The 16,742-nt window shown below is 36.3% G+C and carries 15 protein-coding genes, 1 tRNA gene and 1 other RNA gene; 6 read left to right on the top strand and 11 right to left on the bottom strand.

Annotated features, from left to right (window positions below; translation table 11 throughout):
- Positions 1-5: 5 nt before the first annotated feature.
- From E8M05_RS05035 to E8M05_RS05000, 8 genes are all read right to left on the bottom strand, one after another.
- The gene (locus E8M05_RS05035) at positions 6-635 is read right to left on the bottom strand and encodes an amino acid ABC transporter ATP-binding protein (RefSeq protein WP_003064586.1); all 630 of its coding nucleotides are present in this window, start codon (positions 633-635) and stop codon (positions 6-8) included.
- An 11-nt stretch (positions 636-646) separates the two neighbouring features.
- Positions 647-1,288 (bottom strand): amino acid ABC transporter permease, encoded by a 642-nt coding sequence (locus tag E8M05_RS05030; RefSeq protein ID WP_003064584.1) that lies wholly within the window; start codon positions 1,286-1,288, stop codon positions 647-649.
- A gap of 185 nt (positions 1,289-1,473) precedes the next feature.
- Complete coding sequence (locus E8M05_RS05025) at positions 1,474-1,806, bottom strand: zinc ribbon domain-containing protein YjdM (RefSeq protein ID WP_003064581.1); 333 nt, start codon at positions 1,804-1,806, stop codon at positions 1,474-1,476.
- Positions 1,807-1,902: 96 nt separating this feature from the next.
- Positions 1,903-3,717 (bottom strand): glutamine--fructose-6-phosphate transaminase (isomerizing), encoded by a 1,815-nt coding sequence (gene glmS / locus E8M05_RS05020; protein WP_136596417.1) that lies wholly within the window; start codon positions 3,715-3,717, stop codon positions 1,903-1,905.
- A 196-nt stretch (positions 3,718-3,913) separates the two neighbouring features.
- Entirely contained in the window at positions 3,914-4,471 is a 558-nt protein-coding gene (gene lepB, locus E8M05_RS05015; RefSeq protein WP_013851762.1) for a signal peptidase I, read from the bottom strand.
- Positions 4,472-4,836: 365 nt separating this feature from the next.
- Positions 4,837-6,339, bottom strand: a complete 1,503-nt coding sequence (gene pyk / locus E8M05_RS05010) for a pyruvate kinase (RefSeq protein ID WP_003064576.1) — start codon at positions 6,337-6,339, stop codon at positions 4,837-4,839.
- 81 nt (positions 6,340-6,420) lie between these two features.
- Positions 6,421-7,437 carry a 6-phosphofructokinase gene (gene pfkA / locus E8M05_RS05005; protein WP_003064575.1) on the bottom strand — a complete coding sequence of 339 codons (1,017 nt, stop codon included), beginning with the start codon at positions 7,435-7,437 and terminating at the stop codon, positions 6,421-6,423.
- Positions 7,438-7,516: 79 nt separating this feature from the next.
- Entirely contained in the window at positions 7,517-10,624 is a 3,108-nt protein-coding gene (locus tag E8M05_RS05000; protein ID WP_136596416.1) for a DNA polymerase III subunit alpha, read from the bottom strand.
- Between the two features lie 177 nt (positions 10,625-10,801).
- On the opposite strand from E8M05_RS05000, the gene E8M05_RS04995 reads away from it, so the two are divergent.
- Genes E8M05_RS04995 through E8M05_RS04985 form a run of 3 tightly spaced genes read left to right on the top strand, consistent with a single transcriptional unit; the run spans position 10,802 to position 12,653 of the window.
- The gene (locus tag E8M05_RS04995; RefSeq protein ID WP_003064572.1) at positions 10,802-11,170 is read left to right on the top strand and encodes a GntR family transcriptional regulator; all 369 of its coding nucleotides are present in this window, start codon (positions 10,802-10,804) and stop codon (positions 11,168-11,170) included.
- Between the two features lies 1 nt (position 11,171).
- Positions 11,172-11,870 (top strand): ABC transporter ATP-binding protein, encoded by a 699-nt coding sequence (locus tag E8M05_RS04990; RefSeq protein WP_003064570.1) that lies wholly within the window; start codon positions 11,172-11,174, stop codon positions 11,868-11,870.
- 9 nt (positions 11,871-11,879) lie between these two features.
- On the top strand, positions 11,880-12,653 hold the full coding sequence (locus E8M05_RS04985; RefSeq protein ID WP_003064568.1) for a hypothetical protein: 774 nt from the start codon (positions 11,880-11,882) through the stop codon (positions 12,651-12,653).
- A 136-nt stretch (positions 12,654-12,789) separates the two neighbouring features.
- Here the strand turns inward: E8M05_RS04985 and ssrA are convergent.
- Positions 12,790-13,140, bottom strand: a transfer-messenger RNA (tmRNA) gene (gene ssrA / locus E8M05_RS04980).
- Between the two features lie 91 nt (positions 13,141-13,231).
- On the opposite strand from ssrA, the gene E8M05_RS04975 reads away from it, so the two are divergent.
- The 3 genes from E8M05_RS04975 (at position 13,232) to E8M05_RS04965 (ending at position 15,084) form a co-directional block, all read left to right on the top strand.
- Positions 13,232-13,843: a TVP38/TMEM64 family protein gene (locus tag E8M05_RS04975; RefSeq protein WP_003064566.1), complete on the top strand. Its 612-nt coding sequence runs from the start codon at positions 13,232-13,234 to the stop codon at positions 13,841-13,843.
- A 172-nt stretch (positions 13,844-14,015) separates the two neighbouring features.
- A complete protein-coding gene (locus E8M05_RS04970; RefSeq protein ID WP_013851759.1) occupies positions 14,016-14,396 on the top strand; it encodes a CidA/LrgA family protein in 381 nt (126 codons plus the stop codon).
- The gene (locus E8M05_RS04965; protein ID WP_003064563.1) at positions 14,389-15,084 is read left to right on the top strand and encodes an LrgB family protein; all 696 of its coding nucleotides are present in this window, start codon (positions 14,389-14,391) and stop codon (positions 15,082-15,084) included. Before E8M05_RS04970 ends, E8M05_RS04965 begins: the two co-directional genes overlap by 8 nt.
- Positions 15,085-15,337: 253 nt before the next feature.
- Here the strand turns inward: E8M05_RS04965 and E8M05_RS04960 are convergent.
- Together E8M05_RS04960 and rpsA are read right to left on the bottom strand one after the other, a co-directional pair.
- A tRNA-Arg gene (locus E8M05_RS04960) sits at positions 15,338-15,409 on the bottom strand.
- A gap of 71 nt (positions 15,410-15,480) precedes the next feature.
- Positions 15,481-16,677 (bottom strand): 30S ribosomal protein S1, encoded by a 1,197-nt coding sequence (rpsA, locus tag E8M05_RS04955; protein WP_003064561.1) that lies wholly within the window; start codon positions 16,675-16,677, stop codon positions 15,481-15,483.
- Positions 16,678-16,742: the final 65 nt, after the last annotated feature.

Genomic DNA, 16,742 nt, shown 5'->3' with positions numbered 1-16,742 from the left:
TTTCTTTATTTTGGATTAATTCTTAAAATATGATCTGAAATGCTTTCTGCAAACTTTAAATCGTGGGTAACAACGATTTGAGTCATGCCAGCTTCACGATTTTGTAAAATCAACTTTTCAACTTCTTGACGCAATTCTGGGTCAAGTGCTGATGTTGGCTCATCATAACCAATAATTTGTGGGTCAATCATCATAGCACGCGCCAAAGCCACACGTTGTTTTTGACCACCTGACAACGAATACGGATAAGCATCAGCGTATTCACCAAGACCCAGGCGTTGAAGCAAGGTAACCGCTTTTTCTTTAGCTGTTTCTTTTGTCATTCCCATTGTTTTTACAGGCGATAAGGTCAAATTATCTAAAACAGATAAATGAGGGAAAAGCTGAAAATCTTGAAAAACAAAACCAAGTAAATTAAGCATCTCTAGATGGTCGATAGGAACGACTTCACCATTATGAATAATTTCTCCAGAATCAATTTTTTCAAGTCCAGCAAGCATACGTAGCAAGGTTGTCTTTCCACCACCTGACGGACCAACGAGAGATAAAATTTTGCCATCTTCAATCGTCAAATTAAAATGATCAAAAATCTTCTTTTGACCAAATTGTTTGGAAATATTTTTTAATTCTAACATCTGGTCACCTCTTATTTATAGTAATTAAATTTCTTTTCAGTTTGTTTTGAAATTAATGTCACCACACCAATCATTAACAAGTAAATTGCTCCAGCAACAAACATCGGTGCTAATGTGGCATCACGATTTGCTGCGGTTTTACTTGCAAGCAACAAATCGCCCACACCAAGAACGTAAACCAATGATGAATCTTTAACTAGATTAATGATTTCATTGAAAACACTTGGCAAAACAATCTTGAACACTTGCGGTAAGATAATATAATGAATCGTTTGAAGTTGATTTAGTTTTAAAACTTTAGCTGCTTCGTATTGCCCTTTAGGAATGGCTGCAATACCTCCGCGGAAAATTTCTGCAAAATAAGCTGCGTAATTCAACGTGAACGCTAAAATAGCTGCTGGCAAGCGATCCATTACAATACCAACGCTCGGTAACACGTAGTAGAAGAAAATTAATTGTAATAGCAATGGTGTTCCACGCATAATCCAAACATATAACGTCAACAACCATTGTAATGGTTTGAATTTAATCTGCATCAAAAAAGCCAAGATAGCACCAAACGGTATTGACAAAACAATAACAATACAGAAAACTTGCAAAGTTACCTTAGCGCCATCTAACAAGCTTGGCAGAACTTGTAAAATATACGACATGTGATCTCCTAAATAGAATTTGTTTCTATTATACCAAAATTTCAGACGGTTTGAATATATCTGAGAATATTTTTACATAAAAAGTATAAAAATAACAGACATTTACTGACTAGTCCATGCTTAAAAATTTTGCCAAAAATCGTCATCAAACTAAAAAACTAGACATCTCGTCTAGCTTTCAATCATTACAATTTTTTAACAAACTCTGATTTTAATTTCATTGCGCCAAAACCATCAATTTTACAATCAATGTTGTGGTCACCTTCAACAAGACGAATGTTTTTCACACGGGTACCTTGTTTAAGGTCTTTTGGTGCACCTTTTACTTTTAGATTTTTCACGATAGTAATGCTATCTCCGTCAGCAAGACGTGTACCGTTGCTATCAAGAACAACCAAGCCTTCTTCTTCAACTGAATCGCTTGGATTCCATTCATAAGCGCACTCTGGGCAAACTAGTAATAAACCATCTTCGTAAACATACTCAGAGTTACATTGTGGACAATTTGGTAAAGACATCATTTCTCCTTATCAAAAATAGCTATAACTTTTATTTCCGACTTCAAAAAAGTTACATTACTCATTTTACCCTAGAAATTACTATTTGACAAGAGATTATTCAACAGTAACCGCTTTTGCCAAGTTACGTGGTTTATCAACGTCAAGACCACGTTGTAGAGAAGCAAAGTAAGCAATGAGTTGTGTTGGAATTACCATTGAAATGCTTGTTAAATATGGATGAACTTGGTTAACAACAATATCATCCCCTGGTTTAGCCAATTCTTCTTCAACGACTGTCAATACATTTGCACCACGCGCAGAAACCTCTTGAATATTACCACGTGTGTGACTAGCAATCGCTTCGCTTGATGAAATCAAACCAAGAACTGGTGTGCCATCTTCAATCAATGAAATTGTACCGTGTTTTAATTCTCCTGCAGCAAATCCTTCACATTGAATGTAAGAAATTTCTTTTAATTTCAAACTTGCTTCCATCGCAACATAGTAATCATTGCCACGACCAATGTAGAAAGCATTGCGAGTTGTTTTAAGCAGTGCTTCCACTTTTTCAGCAATCATATCTTTTTCTGACAACGTTGCTTCGATAGATTGTGCAACGATAGATAATTCATGTACCAAGTCAAACTCAAGCGCTTCTTTTTTGCCGTTTGCTTCACCGACAGCCTTAGCCAAAAAGGCTAAAGCAGCAATTTGTGCTGTGTAAGCTTTAGTTGATGCAACGGCAATTTCAGGACCAGCGTGTAAAAGCATTGTATAAGTTGCTTCACGTGATAACGTTGAGCAAGGAACATTAGTAACTGTCAAACTTGGAATACCCATTTGATTTGCTTTTACCAAAACTTGACGACTGTCAGCCGTTTCACCTGATTGGCTAAGCAAGATAAACATTGGTTTCTTGCTCAAAAGTGGCATATTGTAGCCCCATTCTGAAGCAATTCCAAGTTCAACTGGCGTATCTGTCAATTTTTCAAGCATTGCTTTTGATGCAAAACCAGCATTATAAGAAGTTCCTGCTGCCAAGATATAAATACGATCAGCCTCTTGTACTGTCTTAACAATATCAGGTTCAACAACCATATTTCCTTCGCTATCTGAGTAATTATTAATCAATTTACGCATAACAGTTGGTTGTTCGTCGATTTCTTTCAACATATAGTAAGGGTAAGTTCCTTTACCAATATCTGACAAATCAAGCTCAGCTATGTATGATTCGCGTTCAATTTCATTACCTTCGTAATCAGTAACTGTCGCAGAATCTTTAGTCAAGACAACCAATTCTTTATCATGAATTTCCATAAATTCACTTGTTTCACGAATCATTGCCATCGCATCCGAACATACCATGTTGTAACCATCACCTAAACCAATCAAAAGCGGGGATTTATTTTTAGCAACATAAATCGTATCTGCATCTTCTGAATCAACAAGTGCAAAAGCGTATGAACCTTCGATGATAGTTAAAGCTTTCTTGAAAGCTTCAAGAACTGATAAACCTTCTGAAACGAATTGTCCAACTAAATGAACAACAATTTCTGTATCTGTTTCACCTTTCAAATGATGTTCTGAAAGATATGTTTCTTTAATTTGCAAATAGTTTTCAATGACACCATTATGAACCAAGACAAAACGTCCTGTTTCTGATGTATGTGGGTGAGCATTTGTCTCTGTTGCTTGACCATGAGTTGCCCAACGTGTGTGACCAATACCTGTATATCCTGCCACATCAATGCCAATTTTAGCACGAAGATCTGAAATGCGTCCAACAGATTTAATCAAACGTCCTTGATCTGTACCATTAGTCACGTAAATTCCAGCAGAATCATAACCACGATATTCGAGCTTTTCAAGACCTTGCATCAAAATGTCTGTTGCATTTTTATTTCCTACAACACCAACAATACCACACATAATTCTCACCTTTAACAAGACTTTACTTGCTAATTCTTTCTTATTTTTTAAATTGGTATAGTCTAATGAAGACTCTATAAAACCCAACAATATCAGTATATAACTTTGTTTTTATATTGTCAACAATTAAATTGGTATAGTTTTATATATACCGATTATCGATTGGTATATCTCATAAAAAACAGAGCAGCTACTGCTACTCTGTTGTGATGAAGCCAAATTTACTCAGTGGTAATAGTTTAAACGTAACGACACCGCGTATCTGACTTTCTTTAATCAGACCAAACGTACGACTATCATTTGTATTCTGACGATCATCGTTTAATACCAGATAACTTCCCTTAGGCACTTCGCTATATTTATTATTCGTGATAGTATTAACGGAAAAATCAGATGTAAAGGCTTGTTGATTATCCGATGTCGATAGATATTCAGACTTAATTTGGCTAATGTATGGCTCTTCTTGAACTTCGTTATCAATATACAGGATATCGTCCATAACTGTCGCACTTTCACCAGCAGTCGCAATAACACGACTAATATAAAAAGTACCATCAACTTCATAAACAATAAAATCCTTGTATTGAGGAGTCCGATTACGATTGACAACTACAACATCCCCATTCGACAAATACGAATTAGCCGCATCCTCATGAACTTTAAATGTTGAAAAAACAAAAATCCTCAGCAAGAATATCGCCAAAATAGCTATCAAAGCTATAATAATATTTCGAATAAAATCGCGCTTTACCATAATTTCTCCTATTCTTTGTTCTATTATATCATTTTTCATTGTATAAAAAAAGTAGGTCATTTCATCCGAAAATCAAGAAAAAACCGCTAACACGTAAACATAACAGCCTATATAGAGTAAGTGAAATAATTTAGAAAAAAGAAAAATTTTCAGATTAGATTGGAAAGATATGGATACTTACTTTCAAAATCAAATAGACTTCAATACAAAGAAAGATTTTGCACCCCACAAACAAGATGAAAGATAAAATTGTTGATGTAATAGATGAATTATGTCTGTAGTATGCCACAAAAATGCCCCACAACATAAAAAAAGCCCTATCACACGCGATAAAGCTTGATATGATAGGCTTTTCCATTATTTAATTATTTTACAGTGCGGATACGCATTGTGTTTGTACCACCTGAACCAACTGGAACACCAGCGACGATAACGATGTTATCACCTGATTGAACTAATCCTGATTCAAGGGCAGCTTTTTCAGCAACTTCAAACATGTCATCAGTTGATGCAGGTTTTTCAGTTACAACCGGAATAACACCCCAGTTAATCATAAGTGATTTTTGAGTTTTTTCGTCAAATGTTACAGCCAAGATGTCAGCATCTGGACGGTATTTAGAGATAAGACGAGCAGTATTACCAGATTCAGTAAGAGCTACGACAAGTTTAATATCCATTGAGCTTGTTGCATCTTTAACTGCTGAAGCCACAACTTCTGTTTTAGAAGTACGAGCGAATGATGTTGAATCAAGACGTCCGTATTCGTTAAGAAGAGTTTGAGCATTTTTATCGATTGTAGCCATTGCACGAACAGCTTCAACTGGGTATTTACCATTTGCAGATTCACCTGAAAGCATAGTTGCATCAGTACCATCGATAACAGCGTTGAATACGTCAGATACTTCAGAACGAGTAGCACGTGGTTTGTCAGTCATTGATTCAAGCATGTTAGTTGCTGTGATAACTGCTTTACCAGCTGCATTAACTTTAGTGATAATCATTTTTTGGTAAACTGGAACCATTTCGAATGGTACTTCAATACCCATATCACCACGAGCAATCATGATACCGTCAGCAGCTTCGATGATTTCATCAATGTTGTCAATACCTTGTTGGTTTTCGATTTTAGCAAACAAACGAACGTGTCCGTTACCAGTTTCTTCACAGATAGCACGAACTTCGTTAACGTCTTTTGCAGTACGTACGAATGAGATAGCGATAAAGTTAAGACCTTGTTCAAGACCGAAACGGATATCAGCGTTGTCACGATCAGCAAGAGCTGGGAATGGGATTTTAGTGTAAGGAATGTTTACACCTTTTTGCTTAGCGATGACACCATCGTTTTCAACTTCAACTTCGAATTCACGAGTTGCATCATCTTTAGCAATAACACGAAGACCAAGTTTACCATCATCAACAAGAACTTGTTTACCAACTTCAACATCATCGTAGATGTCAAGAGCGCCAGCAACGTTCAATGCAATAACTTCACGAGTTGATTTGATACCTTGTTTAGTAGCAACACGGATTTTTTCACCAGTTTTGTATGAATACTCTTTAGCGTCACCTTCAAAAAGTTCAGTACGGATTTCTGGACCTTTAGTGTCAAGAAGGAAACCAACTTTTTGACCAGCAATTTCTTCTGCACGACGTACAGTTGCCATACGGTCACCTTGTTCTGCGTGGTCACCGTGTGAGAAGTTGAAACGGAAGACGTTCGCACCTTCTTTAATCAATTCAGCGATTTTTTGAGCTGATGCTTCAACATCAAGGCTTTCACCCCAATATCCAGCTTCGCCGAATTTTTTACCACCGCGGAGTTCTACCGCAGGACCAAGTGTTGCAACGATTTTTACGCGTTTATTCATGATAATATGAAACTCCCTTTATTTTTCGTCGATTTAACGACTTTTAATAACAATAATAATTTTTAATCTATAAATACAATACTATAAGTGAGCAATGTCACGGTTTAATTTAGCAAAGTCAAGGCGTGCTTTGTGAGGCATGTTGACAATAATGCTTCCATCTTCTGCCAATGAGAACAAAGCACCTTCTTCTTTTGTTCCAAGGATTGGGCTTTCTACCAATTCTTCGTTGTGGATACCAACAGCAAGTCCACCGCGTCCTTCAAGAAGAAGTTCAACGGCGTGTGCCCCCATCCAAGAAGCAAGAACACGATCACGAGGTGATGGAGCACCACCACGAAGGATGTGACCAAGGTTTGTAGCACGAAGGTCACTAGTATCTCCAGCTTCTTTCATCAATTCAGCGAATTTTTCGGCATGCATAACACCTTCAGCAAGAACGATAAGGTGACGTTCTTTACCTTTGTTTTCATAACCATCTTTAACTTTTGCAACAACGTCTTTAATGTCGTATTTTTCTTCAGGGATGATGATTTGGTCAGCACCTGCAGCAATACCAGACCAAAGAGCGATATCACCAGCGTTACGTCCCATTACTTCGACAACGAAAGTACGTTTGTGACTGAATGATGTATCACGGATTTTATCAAGAGCTTCCATAGCTGTGTTAACAGCTGTGTCAAAGCCAATAGTATAATCTGTACCAGCGATATCGTTATCAATTGTACCTGGAATACCGACAGCTGGAAAACCATGTTCAGTCAAGCGCATAGCACCATGATAAGAACCATCACCACCGATAACAACGACACCTTCAATACCGTGTTTTTTAAGTTGTTCGATACCTGCTAATTGTCCTTCAAGAGTTGCAAACTCAGGATAACGAGCAGATTGAAGGAATGTCCCACCATGTGACAAGGTATTTGACACACTTTGAGCATCCAATGGGAAGATATCGCCTTCAACCATACCAGCATAGCCACGGTTGATTCCGAAAACTTCCATTCCTTCTTTAATTGCTTTACGAACAACTGCACGAACAGCAGCATTCATACCAGGAGCGTCGCCGCCACTAGTTAAAACAGCAATACGTTTCATTTTGCTAATACTCCTTCTATTAATCTAACGTTCTTATTATAGCACATTACTTTGTAAAAAGCTTCACTTTATTTAATTTTTATTGATAAATCGTTTTCAAAGTATAGCTTGATAATGCTTCAATAAGCTCAGTTGTCCTTTGAACCAGATGTCTTTGACTTTGCAATGTTTGCTTACTATCTTGATAGTGTAAAATCACTGGAATGTTTCCAGGATATTGTGATAATATCTCAGAAATCTCATTATCGTGGAGATGATTTGGAAGTAAGAGCCATAATCGTTCACTACTTGCCTCTTGAATGTGATTTAAAATCATCTGCAAGTGGTTATTTCGATTCTGAATTTTTCCAGTAAAATAATAAAATCTTCCTTCTTGAAGCTTATCTTTGAAACGCACAAAGGTTTCTGGAAACAAAGTAACATCGAATTTTTTCTGAGTATCTGTAACACTCAAAAATGCCATTTGCTCACCTTTCGTTTTTGTCCTGATGACACGAATCTGATTAAGTTCTACCAAGATGGTTGCTTCGGTGTTTTCTTGCAAATCTGCTAGTGCTGTAAAACCTTTTGTGGATTGTCTTGCGATTTCTAATAGTGGATGTGGGCTAATTCCTACGCCTAACAAACTCTGCTCTAAACGGTATTTTTCAGCATTTGGATAATCTTCGGTCTCAATCCAACTATAAGATGTATCCGCAAATAGACTACCAAGCTCATTGACAAAGATAAAAAGGGGCTCTAGGTTTTCAATGATTTTTCGGCGATTTCTGTCAAATTTGTCAAAGGCACCAACTTCTACCAAAGGTGTAATCATATCCATTTTTTGATAATTCTCTGGCAATCGTGTTAAGAAATCCTCAATGCTATTAAACGGGCGATTTTCGATAATCCAGTAGCATAAATCACGTGGAACACCTCTTAGATTTTTTAAACCAAGGTAAATGTATCCATCTGAAATTTTATTGTTGTAAGGAACGGTATTGATATCGATTTTTTTAACTTTAAATTGTGAATCTAGAGCATCTGTAATATAGTCAGCGCTAGAATAATTCAACATGATATCGTAAAAAACAGCAGGATAATGGGCCTTAAAATAAGCAAGTTGAAAAGCTAAAGCTGAATAGGCAAAAGCGTGGCTTCTATTAAAACCATATCCAGCAAACTTTGCCATACGGCTAAATAAATCCTTTGCCGCTTCAAGCGGACGCCCTAATTGTTGCGCTCCTTCTAAGAAATCACTTTCCATTTTTTGCATATCATCAACCTTTTTCTTAGACATGGCACGGCGTAACAAATCCGCTTTTCCAAGGGTAAAGCCTGCATAAATTTGAGCAATTTGCATGACCTGCTCTTGATAAAGCATGATACCGTAGGTTGGTTCTAAAATCGATGCTACTAATGGATCAATCAAATCCACTTCTTCTTGCCCAAAACGACGTTTAATGAAGTTCTCAGTATAATCACTAGCACCTGGTCGGTTTAAACTAGTTGTTGCAACAATATCTTCAAATCGGCATGGTTGAATACGTTTCAAAAGATTAATTGCTCCAGCCTGTTCAAACTGGAAGATTCCCTTAGTCTTTCCAGCCGCAAATAATCCTAAAGTCTTTTTATCCTCTAAATCTATTGATTTAATGTCAATAGTAACTCCGTAGTCTTTAGCAACTTTTTCTTGCATACGTTGAACAAATGTCAAATTACGCAAGCCAAGAAAGTCCATTTTCAAAAGACCGTTTGCCTCAACCGCTTGAGCATCATACTGGGTAATCATCATGTCTTCGCCAGCTTTTAACGGAATGTGTTCTGTTAAATTATCATCGCTCATAACAACCCCTGCCGCGTGGATAGAGGTCTGACGTGGATTGCCTTCAATACGTTTTGCAATTGCAAATGCTTTTTGGTATTCAATTTTGGAATTAATAATCTGACGAAAAGAAAGATTTTTGTCGTAAACCGATGTTAAAGTATCTCTGAAACTGATTTTTTTCGTGATATTTGTCAACTCATGTTCAGGAGCTCCAAACCGTTTAAAAACATCACGAATGGCTTGTTTTGCTCCAAAGGTTGAAAACGTCACAATCTGCGCTGAATGTAAACTTCCGTAACGGTCACGTACATAATGAAGAAACTCGCTACGATACACATCTGGTAAGTCAATATCAATATCTGGCATGCTATAACGTTCTTCATTTAAGAAACGTTCAAAAAGTAAGTTATTTTTGACTGGGTCAATCCCCGTAATATCAAGGGCGTAAGAAACCAAGCTCCCTGCAGCTGAACCACGTCCCATTCCCATATAATAACCATGACTTCGACCAAAACGCAACAAGTCCCAGACAATTAAGAAATAATCATCGAAGCCCATTTTATGGATGATTGATAGTTCTTTCTCTAAACGCTCCTGATAAGCTGGCAGCCACAAATTTTTAGCTCGCAATCCCGCTTCTGTTCGTTCAATCAATTCTTCCTGTGCTAGCTTTTGACGATTAAATCTTGGCAATTTTAAATCTGTGTCAAACTCATAATGAATGTTTGATATAAGCTTTTCCTGATTTTCTAACGCTTGCGGAAATGTCTCTCTAAACGCTTGTGTCAAAATATCACAAGCTAACAGATTTTGTCCTTGAGGTGCAGGCGGCGCATCTTTTAAGCTAATATTATCACGAATAGCGTGTAGCATGTGAAGAGCTTCCACCTCATTAGTTTCAAAATAACGAACCGTATAAAGTGGAAAAATTGGCTTTTCATATGCTTTTTGAGGCGAATTAACATCAACCCCAATGTAGTAATCAAAAGGAAGCGACAATGCCTCTAATTCCTCGAAATAAGGCACTACTATGGCTACACCAGTTAAATAATTAAAGAGTTCGCCTAGCTGAATGCCTGAAGACATCTGTTTACTCGAAATCTTCATCAAATTTTTATAACCGGTTGTATCTTGCGCAAGTAGGTAGAGTTTTAACGATAGTGTCTCCTCAACGGCAAAAGATAACTCTAACCCAACAACAGGCTGCAAGGATTGTTTTTTAGCCTCTTCAATAAAATGAAAAGCTGCGTAAAGATTATCCTTGTCCATAATTCCAACTGTTTGATAACCTAAAGATTTAGCCGCTTTAACATACCCCTCTAAGTCAATCAAGCTATCCATAAAAGAATAGACAGTTTTCGTGTCTAACTGGGCAAACATAAAAATGCTCCTTTCGGGTTAATTAACTTAGTTCCATTATACACTAAAATAATATTTAATTTAGTTTTTAATATAAATAGGAAATAAAGATGATAGTTTCCTTGACTTTTCAAATTTATTTCTGTACTATTTATATAGTACAAGACTTCTTTGAAAATTAATAGAAAGGGGTATGGTATGTCCTGGAAATTTGATGAAAAATCACCTATTTATGTTCAAATTGCACAGCATATTAAAATGCAAATTATCAGTCAAGAAATAAAAAATGGTGACCAACTTCCAACTGTCCGTGAACTTGCTGAAGAAGCTGGTGTCAATCCTAACACCATGCAACGTGCTTTTTCAGAACTCGAGCGAGAAGGTATGGTTTACTCTCAACGAACATCAGGGCGTTTTGTAACAGAAGATACAGATCTTATTATGCAAAAACGTCGCGAAGTTGCTGAGGCTGAACTCGAATCTTTTGTTAATAATATGCAAAAAATGGGTTTTCAAATCAACGACATCACATCAGTATTAGAATCTTATATTAAGGAGAAGAATTAGGATGACACAACTGCTTCAACTGCATCATGTTACCAAAAAATACAAAAAGCATGTGGCTATTGACGATATTACACTCAACCTTCCTACGGGTAAAATTATTGGTTTACTAGGTCCAAACGGTAGTGGGAAAACAACACTCATCAAATTAATAAATGGCCTTCTTCAGCCAACCACTGGAGACATTGTCATTGACGGTTATCGCCCTTCCGTGGAAACGAAAAAAATTGTTTCATATTTACCTGATACCTCTTATTTGAGAGAAAATATGAAAATCAAGGATACCTTAACATTATTCGAGGATTTTTATACCGATTTCTCGCGTGAACAAGCTGAACATCTCTTAGACGATTTAGATCTTAATCCCAATGAACAACTCAAAAATCTATCTAAAGGAAACAAAGAAAAAGTTCAACTTATTTTAGTTATGAGCCGGCAAGCTAAGCTCTACATTCTTGATGAACCAATTGGTGGTGTTGATCCAGCAGCTCGAGAATACATCCTACGCACAATTATTAATAATTATCGTGAAGATGCTTCAGTGATTATCTCAACACATCTAATTGCTGAAATCGAACCAATCCTTGATGAAATCGTTTTCCTCAAAGAAGGAAAAGTTATTTTACAAGGAAATACCGATGATATTCGTGAAGAATATAGTAAATCAATCGACTCACTCTTTCGTGAAAAATATAAAGCTTAGGGGGAAATTATGTTTTCAAAACTTTTAAAATATGAGCTAAAATCTGTTGGCAAATGGTACTTTGCTCTCAATGCCTCAGTCATTGCCATTTCGTTTTTTCTTGGCTTTAGTATAAAATCTCTTGAAACATATGCTCAGACTCGTTCTGAAATCAGTTCAACACACTTCACTCAACTTATCCCAATTATTCTAAGTTTAATCTTTGGTATTCTAGTTGCCGGCGCTTGGATTGCAACCTTTGTCATTATTATTCGCCGATTTTATAAAAACGTCTTTGGGCGCGAAGGGTATCTGACACTAACATTACCTGTTTCATCTCATCAACTTATCTTATCAAAACTCCTTGCTTCTCTTATATGGACTGTGTTCAATGCAATTATTTTAGCAATTGGAATTACATTTCTCATTTTACCAATCTCTGGTGTAGGAAAATTTTTAATGGCTCTTCCTTACTTTGCATCTCTTTTTACACCAACTGAATGGCTAATTATTTTCATTTGTTTCATTCTATCAAGTCTTTCAGGTATTTTAATGATTTATCTTTCTATTGCTGTTGGACAATTATTTACAGATAGACGCGTGCTCATGAGTTTTGTTGCTTACTTTACTATTGCTATTATAGTCATTATTTTATCTGAAACGATTAGTGGTCAACTCACAAAAGACACATTTGATATTAGTATTAATCTTTTTATTTATTCTGGGATTGAATGTCTTATCGAAGGAATTGTATTTTACTTTTCGACTAACTATCTATTGAAAAACAAGCTAAACATTCAATAGAAATATCAGCCAGTCTGAACAGACCAATTTGGTCTGTTTTTGTATCTGGGTGAAAAGCAAAACTAGGCAAAACACAAAAATAAAAAACGTTGATATATCAACGTTTTGGAAAACTTTACTAAACTATGAAAAGCTTTGATGGAGCCGGTGGGAGTCGAACCCACGTCCAAACACCTGCCAATACATTTGTCTACAACCATAGGTTATGTTTTTTATTTAACTTAAGCTCGATACATAACTCAAACCTAGATTAAGCGAGTCTATTAATCTCTTTTTGGTCAGCTAGACAATAACCAAATGTAGCTTGTTAATCAATGAAACCTCTAGCAAAACACAAGCAATTCTGTAGAGATCACGCGAGCTGGTTTTTAGGCAGCTACAGCGTAAGAATTTGTATTTTTTGCAGTTATATTTAACTGGCAATTTTACATCTGCCGATGAGTCGCAAAATGTACCTCATAATGCCTGTCGAATCCGTAACGACCCCAGATATTATAAATAGCGGAAAACCACTTCGACTATTATAACAGATAAAGTTTAAAATAGCAAAAAAACATCACTTATGATATGATAAAATTATGAAAACGAAAATATCTAAGCGCTATGTGTTTTTTCAGCGACTAATCCAGTTTTTAGGAATTTTAGCCTTGATTGGTACTTTAGCTTTAGTGGTTTGGTTTTACCGATTAGGGATTTTAAATGATAGCAACGCCTTGAAAGATTTTGTCCACCGTCACCAATTCTGGGGACCGTTAATTTTTGTTTTAGTTCAAATTTTTCAAGTTGTTTTCCCAATTATTCCTGGTGGTGTAACAACCGTAGCTGGCTTCCTTATTTTCGATCCTTGGCTCGGTTTTTTGTACAATTATCTTGGAATTATCATTGGAAGTATTATCCTCTTCTTGCTCGTCCGTATCTATGGAAGAAAATTTATTTTGCTATTTGTTAATGAAAAAACTTTTTACAAATACGAAGCAAGACTTGAAACAAAGGGATTTGAGACATTTTTTATCCTTTGTATGTTGTCACCGATATCTCCTGCTGATGTATTGGTGATGATTACTGGACTGACACGTATTTCTCTAAAGCGTTTTATTTTAATTATCATGCTCACAAAACCAATCTCCATTCTTTCGTATAGTTATATTTGGATTTTTGGTGGCGATCTTATCAAAATAATTTTACATTAAATTCAAGGTTAGGGTGATTTGAGTTGCCCTACTTTTATTTCTAAATTAGCTTCAGATTACTTTTGCTAGCACAATAACATTCATCATATTTACATGAAAATTTCATGTAAACGTTTCAATAACCTTGAAAAATTCCAACATAGTAGTAGACTTATAACGAAGGAGTTTACTAATGAAGTTATACGTTCAATTTATGATTATTCTGGTCTTTTCATTCATTGGAGAGGCAATTTCAAATTTGTTGCATTTACCCGTTCCTGGTAGCATTATTGGGCTAGTGCTACTTTTTCTTGCGCTCGAATTTAAACTTATCCGCCTTAGACACATCGACGTTGTCGGAAATTTTTTATTGAATAATATGACCATTCTTTTTTTGCCCGCAGCTGTCGGAATTATGGAAAAATTTAACGATATTAAGAATTATTTACTTCCTATCACTATCATTATTTTAGGTGCTATTTTCCTAAATGTTGCCGTTATCGGTTTTGTTGTGCAATTGATCAAAAAACATTTTGAAGGAGATTACGTCGATAAAGGAGTCCGTCATGAATGAGGTTATTACAAGTCCAATCTTTGGTATAATGGTGTCGATTCTTGCATATTTAATGGGAATGCTAATTTTTAGACGTTTTCCACATCCAATTACAACACCATTACTTCTAGCGACTTTTTTCATTATCACCTTTCTAAAAATAAGTAATATTTCGTATACCGACTATTACGTTGGAGGTAGCTACCTCAACATGCTTATCGTTCCTTCAACTGTCGCACTTGGAATACCGCTTTATCGGTCATTCCACCTAATGAAACATCACATCAGAAGCATTCTATCAGGCATTTTAATCGCTTGTATTGTTAACACTACATTCACAGCACTTATCGCTAAAGCTTTTGGAATTAAATACCTCTTAGCTGTTTCTTTATTTCCAAAATCTGTAACAACTGCTATGGCAGTTGGAATTATCGACAAAATGGGTGGAATTACAACAGTTACCCTTGTCGTTGTTGTCATTACTGGAATTTTAACTAGTGTTCTTGGTCCAGTTTTTCTAAAACTTTTAAAAATCGATGACCCTGTAGCGATTGGGTTAAGCCTAGGTGGTACAGGACACGCTATCGGAACAGGGACCGCCTTAAAATATGGTCATGTCGAAGGTGCAATGGCTGGTCTCGCCATTGGTGTGACTGGAATCGTATATGTTATTATTAGTCCAATTGTTGCTCAAATCATTCTAAAGTAGCACTAGTATAATAAAAAGTCTGAGATGTTTTCTCAGACTTTTTATTATATAGAAAATCAAACTATAAAATCTCACAATCAAAATAATAGTTAATCAAAAAAATTATGACCAATTCACACATAAAAATTATAACAACAGTACTCTAATATTTTTTCGGAAAATGCCTTTAAATAAGTCTAAAAATCTTCCAAATAAATACATTTGTATACTTAAAAAGCCTTGATTTCAAGGCTTTTTAAGTATACTATAACTCTCCACCCTAAGGGAATCGAACCCCTATTTCAAGAACCGGAATCTTGCGTGATATCCATTACACTAAGAGTGGCAACTTATTATATTATACCACATCAAAGTAAAAAGAAAAGACCTATTAAACAAGTCTTTTCTAATTTATTATTATAATTCAATATCGCCAAACAAGTCAGCCATTGAGAATCCAGTTTGAGTTTCTGGAAGTTCGTAATCACGTTTAGCTTCACGTTTTGGACGACGTGGACGAGATTGACGTTTTTCTTCGTTTTCAGCTTGTGCTGGACGTTCTTCAAGAGCTTTGATAGAAAGTGATACACGTTCTGCAGCTGCGTTAACGTCAAGAACTTTTACATTAACTTCTTGACCTACTGAAAGGACATCTTTTGGATTTTCAACACGCTTGTGTGAAATTTGTGAGATATGAACAAGTCCATCGATACCAGGTAATACCTCAACGAAAGCACCAAAGTCAGTCAAACGTTTAACTTTACCTTCAACAACATCACCAGTAGTAAGTTTTTGTTCTACACCATCCCATGGTCCAGGTGTAGTAGCTTTAAGTGAAAGTGATACACGACCTGCTTCTTCGTCGATTGAAAGAACTTTAACTTCAACTTCTTCACCAACAGAAACAACTGATTTAGGTGACACGTTACGTTCGTGAGACAACTCAGTCACGTGAACAAGTCCGTCAACACCACCAAGGTCGATGAAAGCACCAAAACTTGTCAAGCGAGCAACTTTACCCTTAACAATTGCACCCTCTTCAAGATTAGAGAATACTTCGTTACGAGCAGCAGCAGCTTTTTCTTCAACAACTTCACGACGTGAAAGGATGAAGCGGTTTTCAGCTGGAACAACTTCTTTAATTTTAGCTTCGAACTCTTGACCAACAAATTTTTCGGTATTACGTACAAAACGAGTATCAATCATTGAAGCTGGGATAAATCCGCGAAGTCCTTCAAATTCAACTGAAAGACCACCTTTAACAGCACGTGTACCTTTAACAGTAACAACTTCACCTTCACGACCAACAAGTTTATCCCAAGCTTTGCGAGCTTCCAAGCGTTTTTTAGAGACAAGGAAAGTAACTGTATCAGTATCTTTACCTACAACTTGACGAAGAACAAGAACTTCAACTGTGTCGCCAGTTTTAACAAAGTCATTAATGTCAGCATCACGATCGTTAGTCAATTCACGAAGTGTAAGGACACCTTCAACACCTGTCCCTTCGATAACAACGTTTGCTTGATCATTATCAACAGTTAAAACTTCCGCAGTGACCACATCACCAGGGTTTACTTCGCTAACACTGTTTAGCAAATCTTCAAATTCATTCATTCTAAAAAATCCTCCAACAAAAGCTAGCTAGTGCTAACTTTTGACAACAATAATATTTCTCAAGG

Origin of the sequence: Streptococcus pasteurianus, assembly GCF_004843545.1 — a bacterium.
Taxonomy (GTDB): domain Bacteria; phylum Bacillota; class Bacilli; order Lactobacillales; family Streptococcaceae; genus Streptococcus; species Streptococcus pasteurianus.
Note: the sequence above shows the minus strand (reverse complement) of the source record. Positions and strands in the feature narration are given on the sequence as shown.

Bases quoted from the DNA above. Each gene is read 5' to 3' on its own strand.
- E8M05_RS05035 (WP_003064586.1), bottom strand. From the start codon at position 635: ATGTTAGAATTAAAAAATATTTCCAAACAATTTGGTCAAAAGAAGATT.
- E8M05_RS05030 (WP_003064584.1), bottom strand. From the start codon at position 1,288: ATGTCGTATATTTTACAAGTTCTGCCAAGCTTGTTAGATGGCGCTAAG.
- E8M05_RS05025 (WP_003064581.1), bottom strand. From the start codon at position 1,806: ATGTCTTTACCAAATTGTCCACAATGTAACTCTGAGTATGTTTACGAA.
- glmS (WP_136596417.1), bottom strand. From the start codon at position 3,717: ATGTGTGGTATTGTTGGTGTTGTAGGAAATAAAAATGCAACAGACATT.
- lepB (WP_013851762.1), bottom strand. From the start codon at position 4,471: ATGGTAAAGCGCGATTTTATTCGAAATATTATTATAGCTTTGATAGCT.
- pyk (WP_003064576.1), bottom strand. From the start codon at position 6,339: ATGAATAAACGCGTAAAAATCGTTGCAACACTTGGTCCTGCGGTAGAA.
- pfkA (WP_003064575.1), bottom strand. From the start codon at position 7,437: ATGAAACGTATTGCTGTTTTAACTAGTGGCGGCGACGCTCCTGGTATG.
- E8M05_RS05000 (WP_136596416.1), bottom strand. From the start codon at position 10,624: ATGTTTGCCCAGTTAGACACGAAAACTGTCTATTCTTTTATGGATAGC.
- E8M05_RS04995 (WP_003064572.1), top strand. From the start codon at position 10,802: ATGTCCTGGAAATTTGATGAAAAATCACCTATTTATGTTCAAATTGCA.
- E8M05_RS04990 (WP_003064570.1), top strand. From the start codon at position 11,172: ATGACACAACTGCTTCAACTGCATCATGTTACCAAAAAATACAAAAAG.
- E8M05_RS04985 (WP_003064568.1), top strand. From the start codon at position 11,880: ATGTTTTCAAAACTTTTAAAATATGAGCTAAAATCTGTTGGCAAATGG.
- E8M05_RS04975 (WP_003064566.1), top strand. From the start codon at position 13,232: ATGAAAACGAAAATATCTAAGCGCTATGTGTTTTTTCAGCGACTAATC.
- E8M05_RS04970 (WP_013851759.1), top strand. From the start codon at position 14,016: ATGAAGTTATACGTTCAATTTATGATTATTCTGGTCTTTTCATTCATT.
- E8M05_RS04965 (WP_003064563.1), top strand. From the start codon at position 14,389: ATGAATGAGGTTATTACAAGTCCAATCTTTGGTATAATGGTGTCGATT.
- rpsA (WP_003064561.1), bottom strand. From the start codon at position 16,677: ATGAATGAATTTGAAGATTTGCTAAACAGTGTTAGCGAAGTAAACCCT.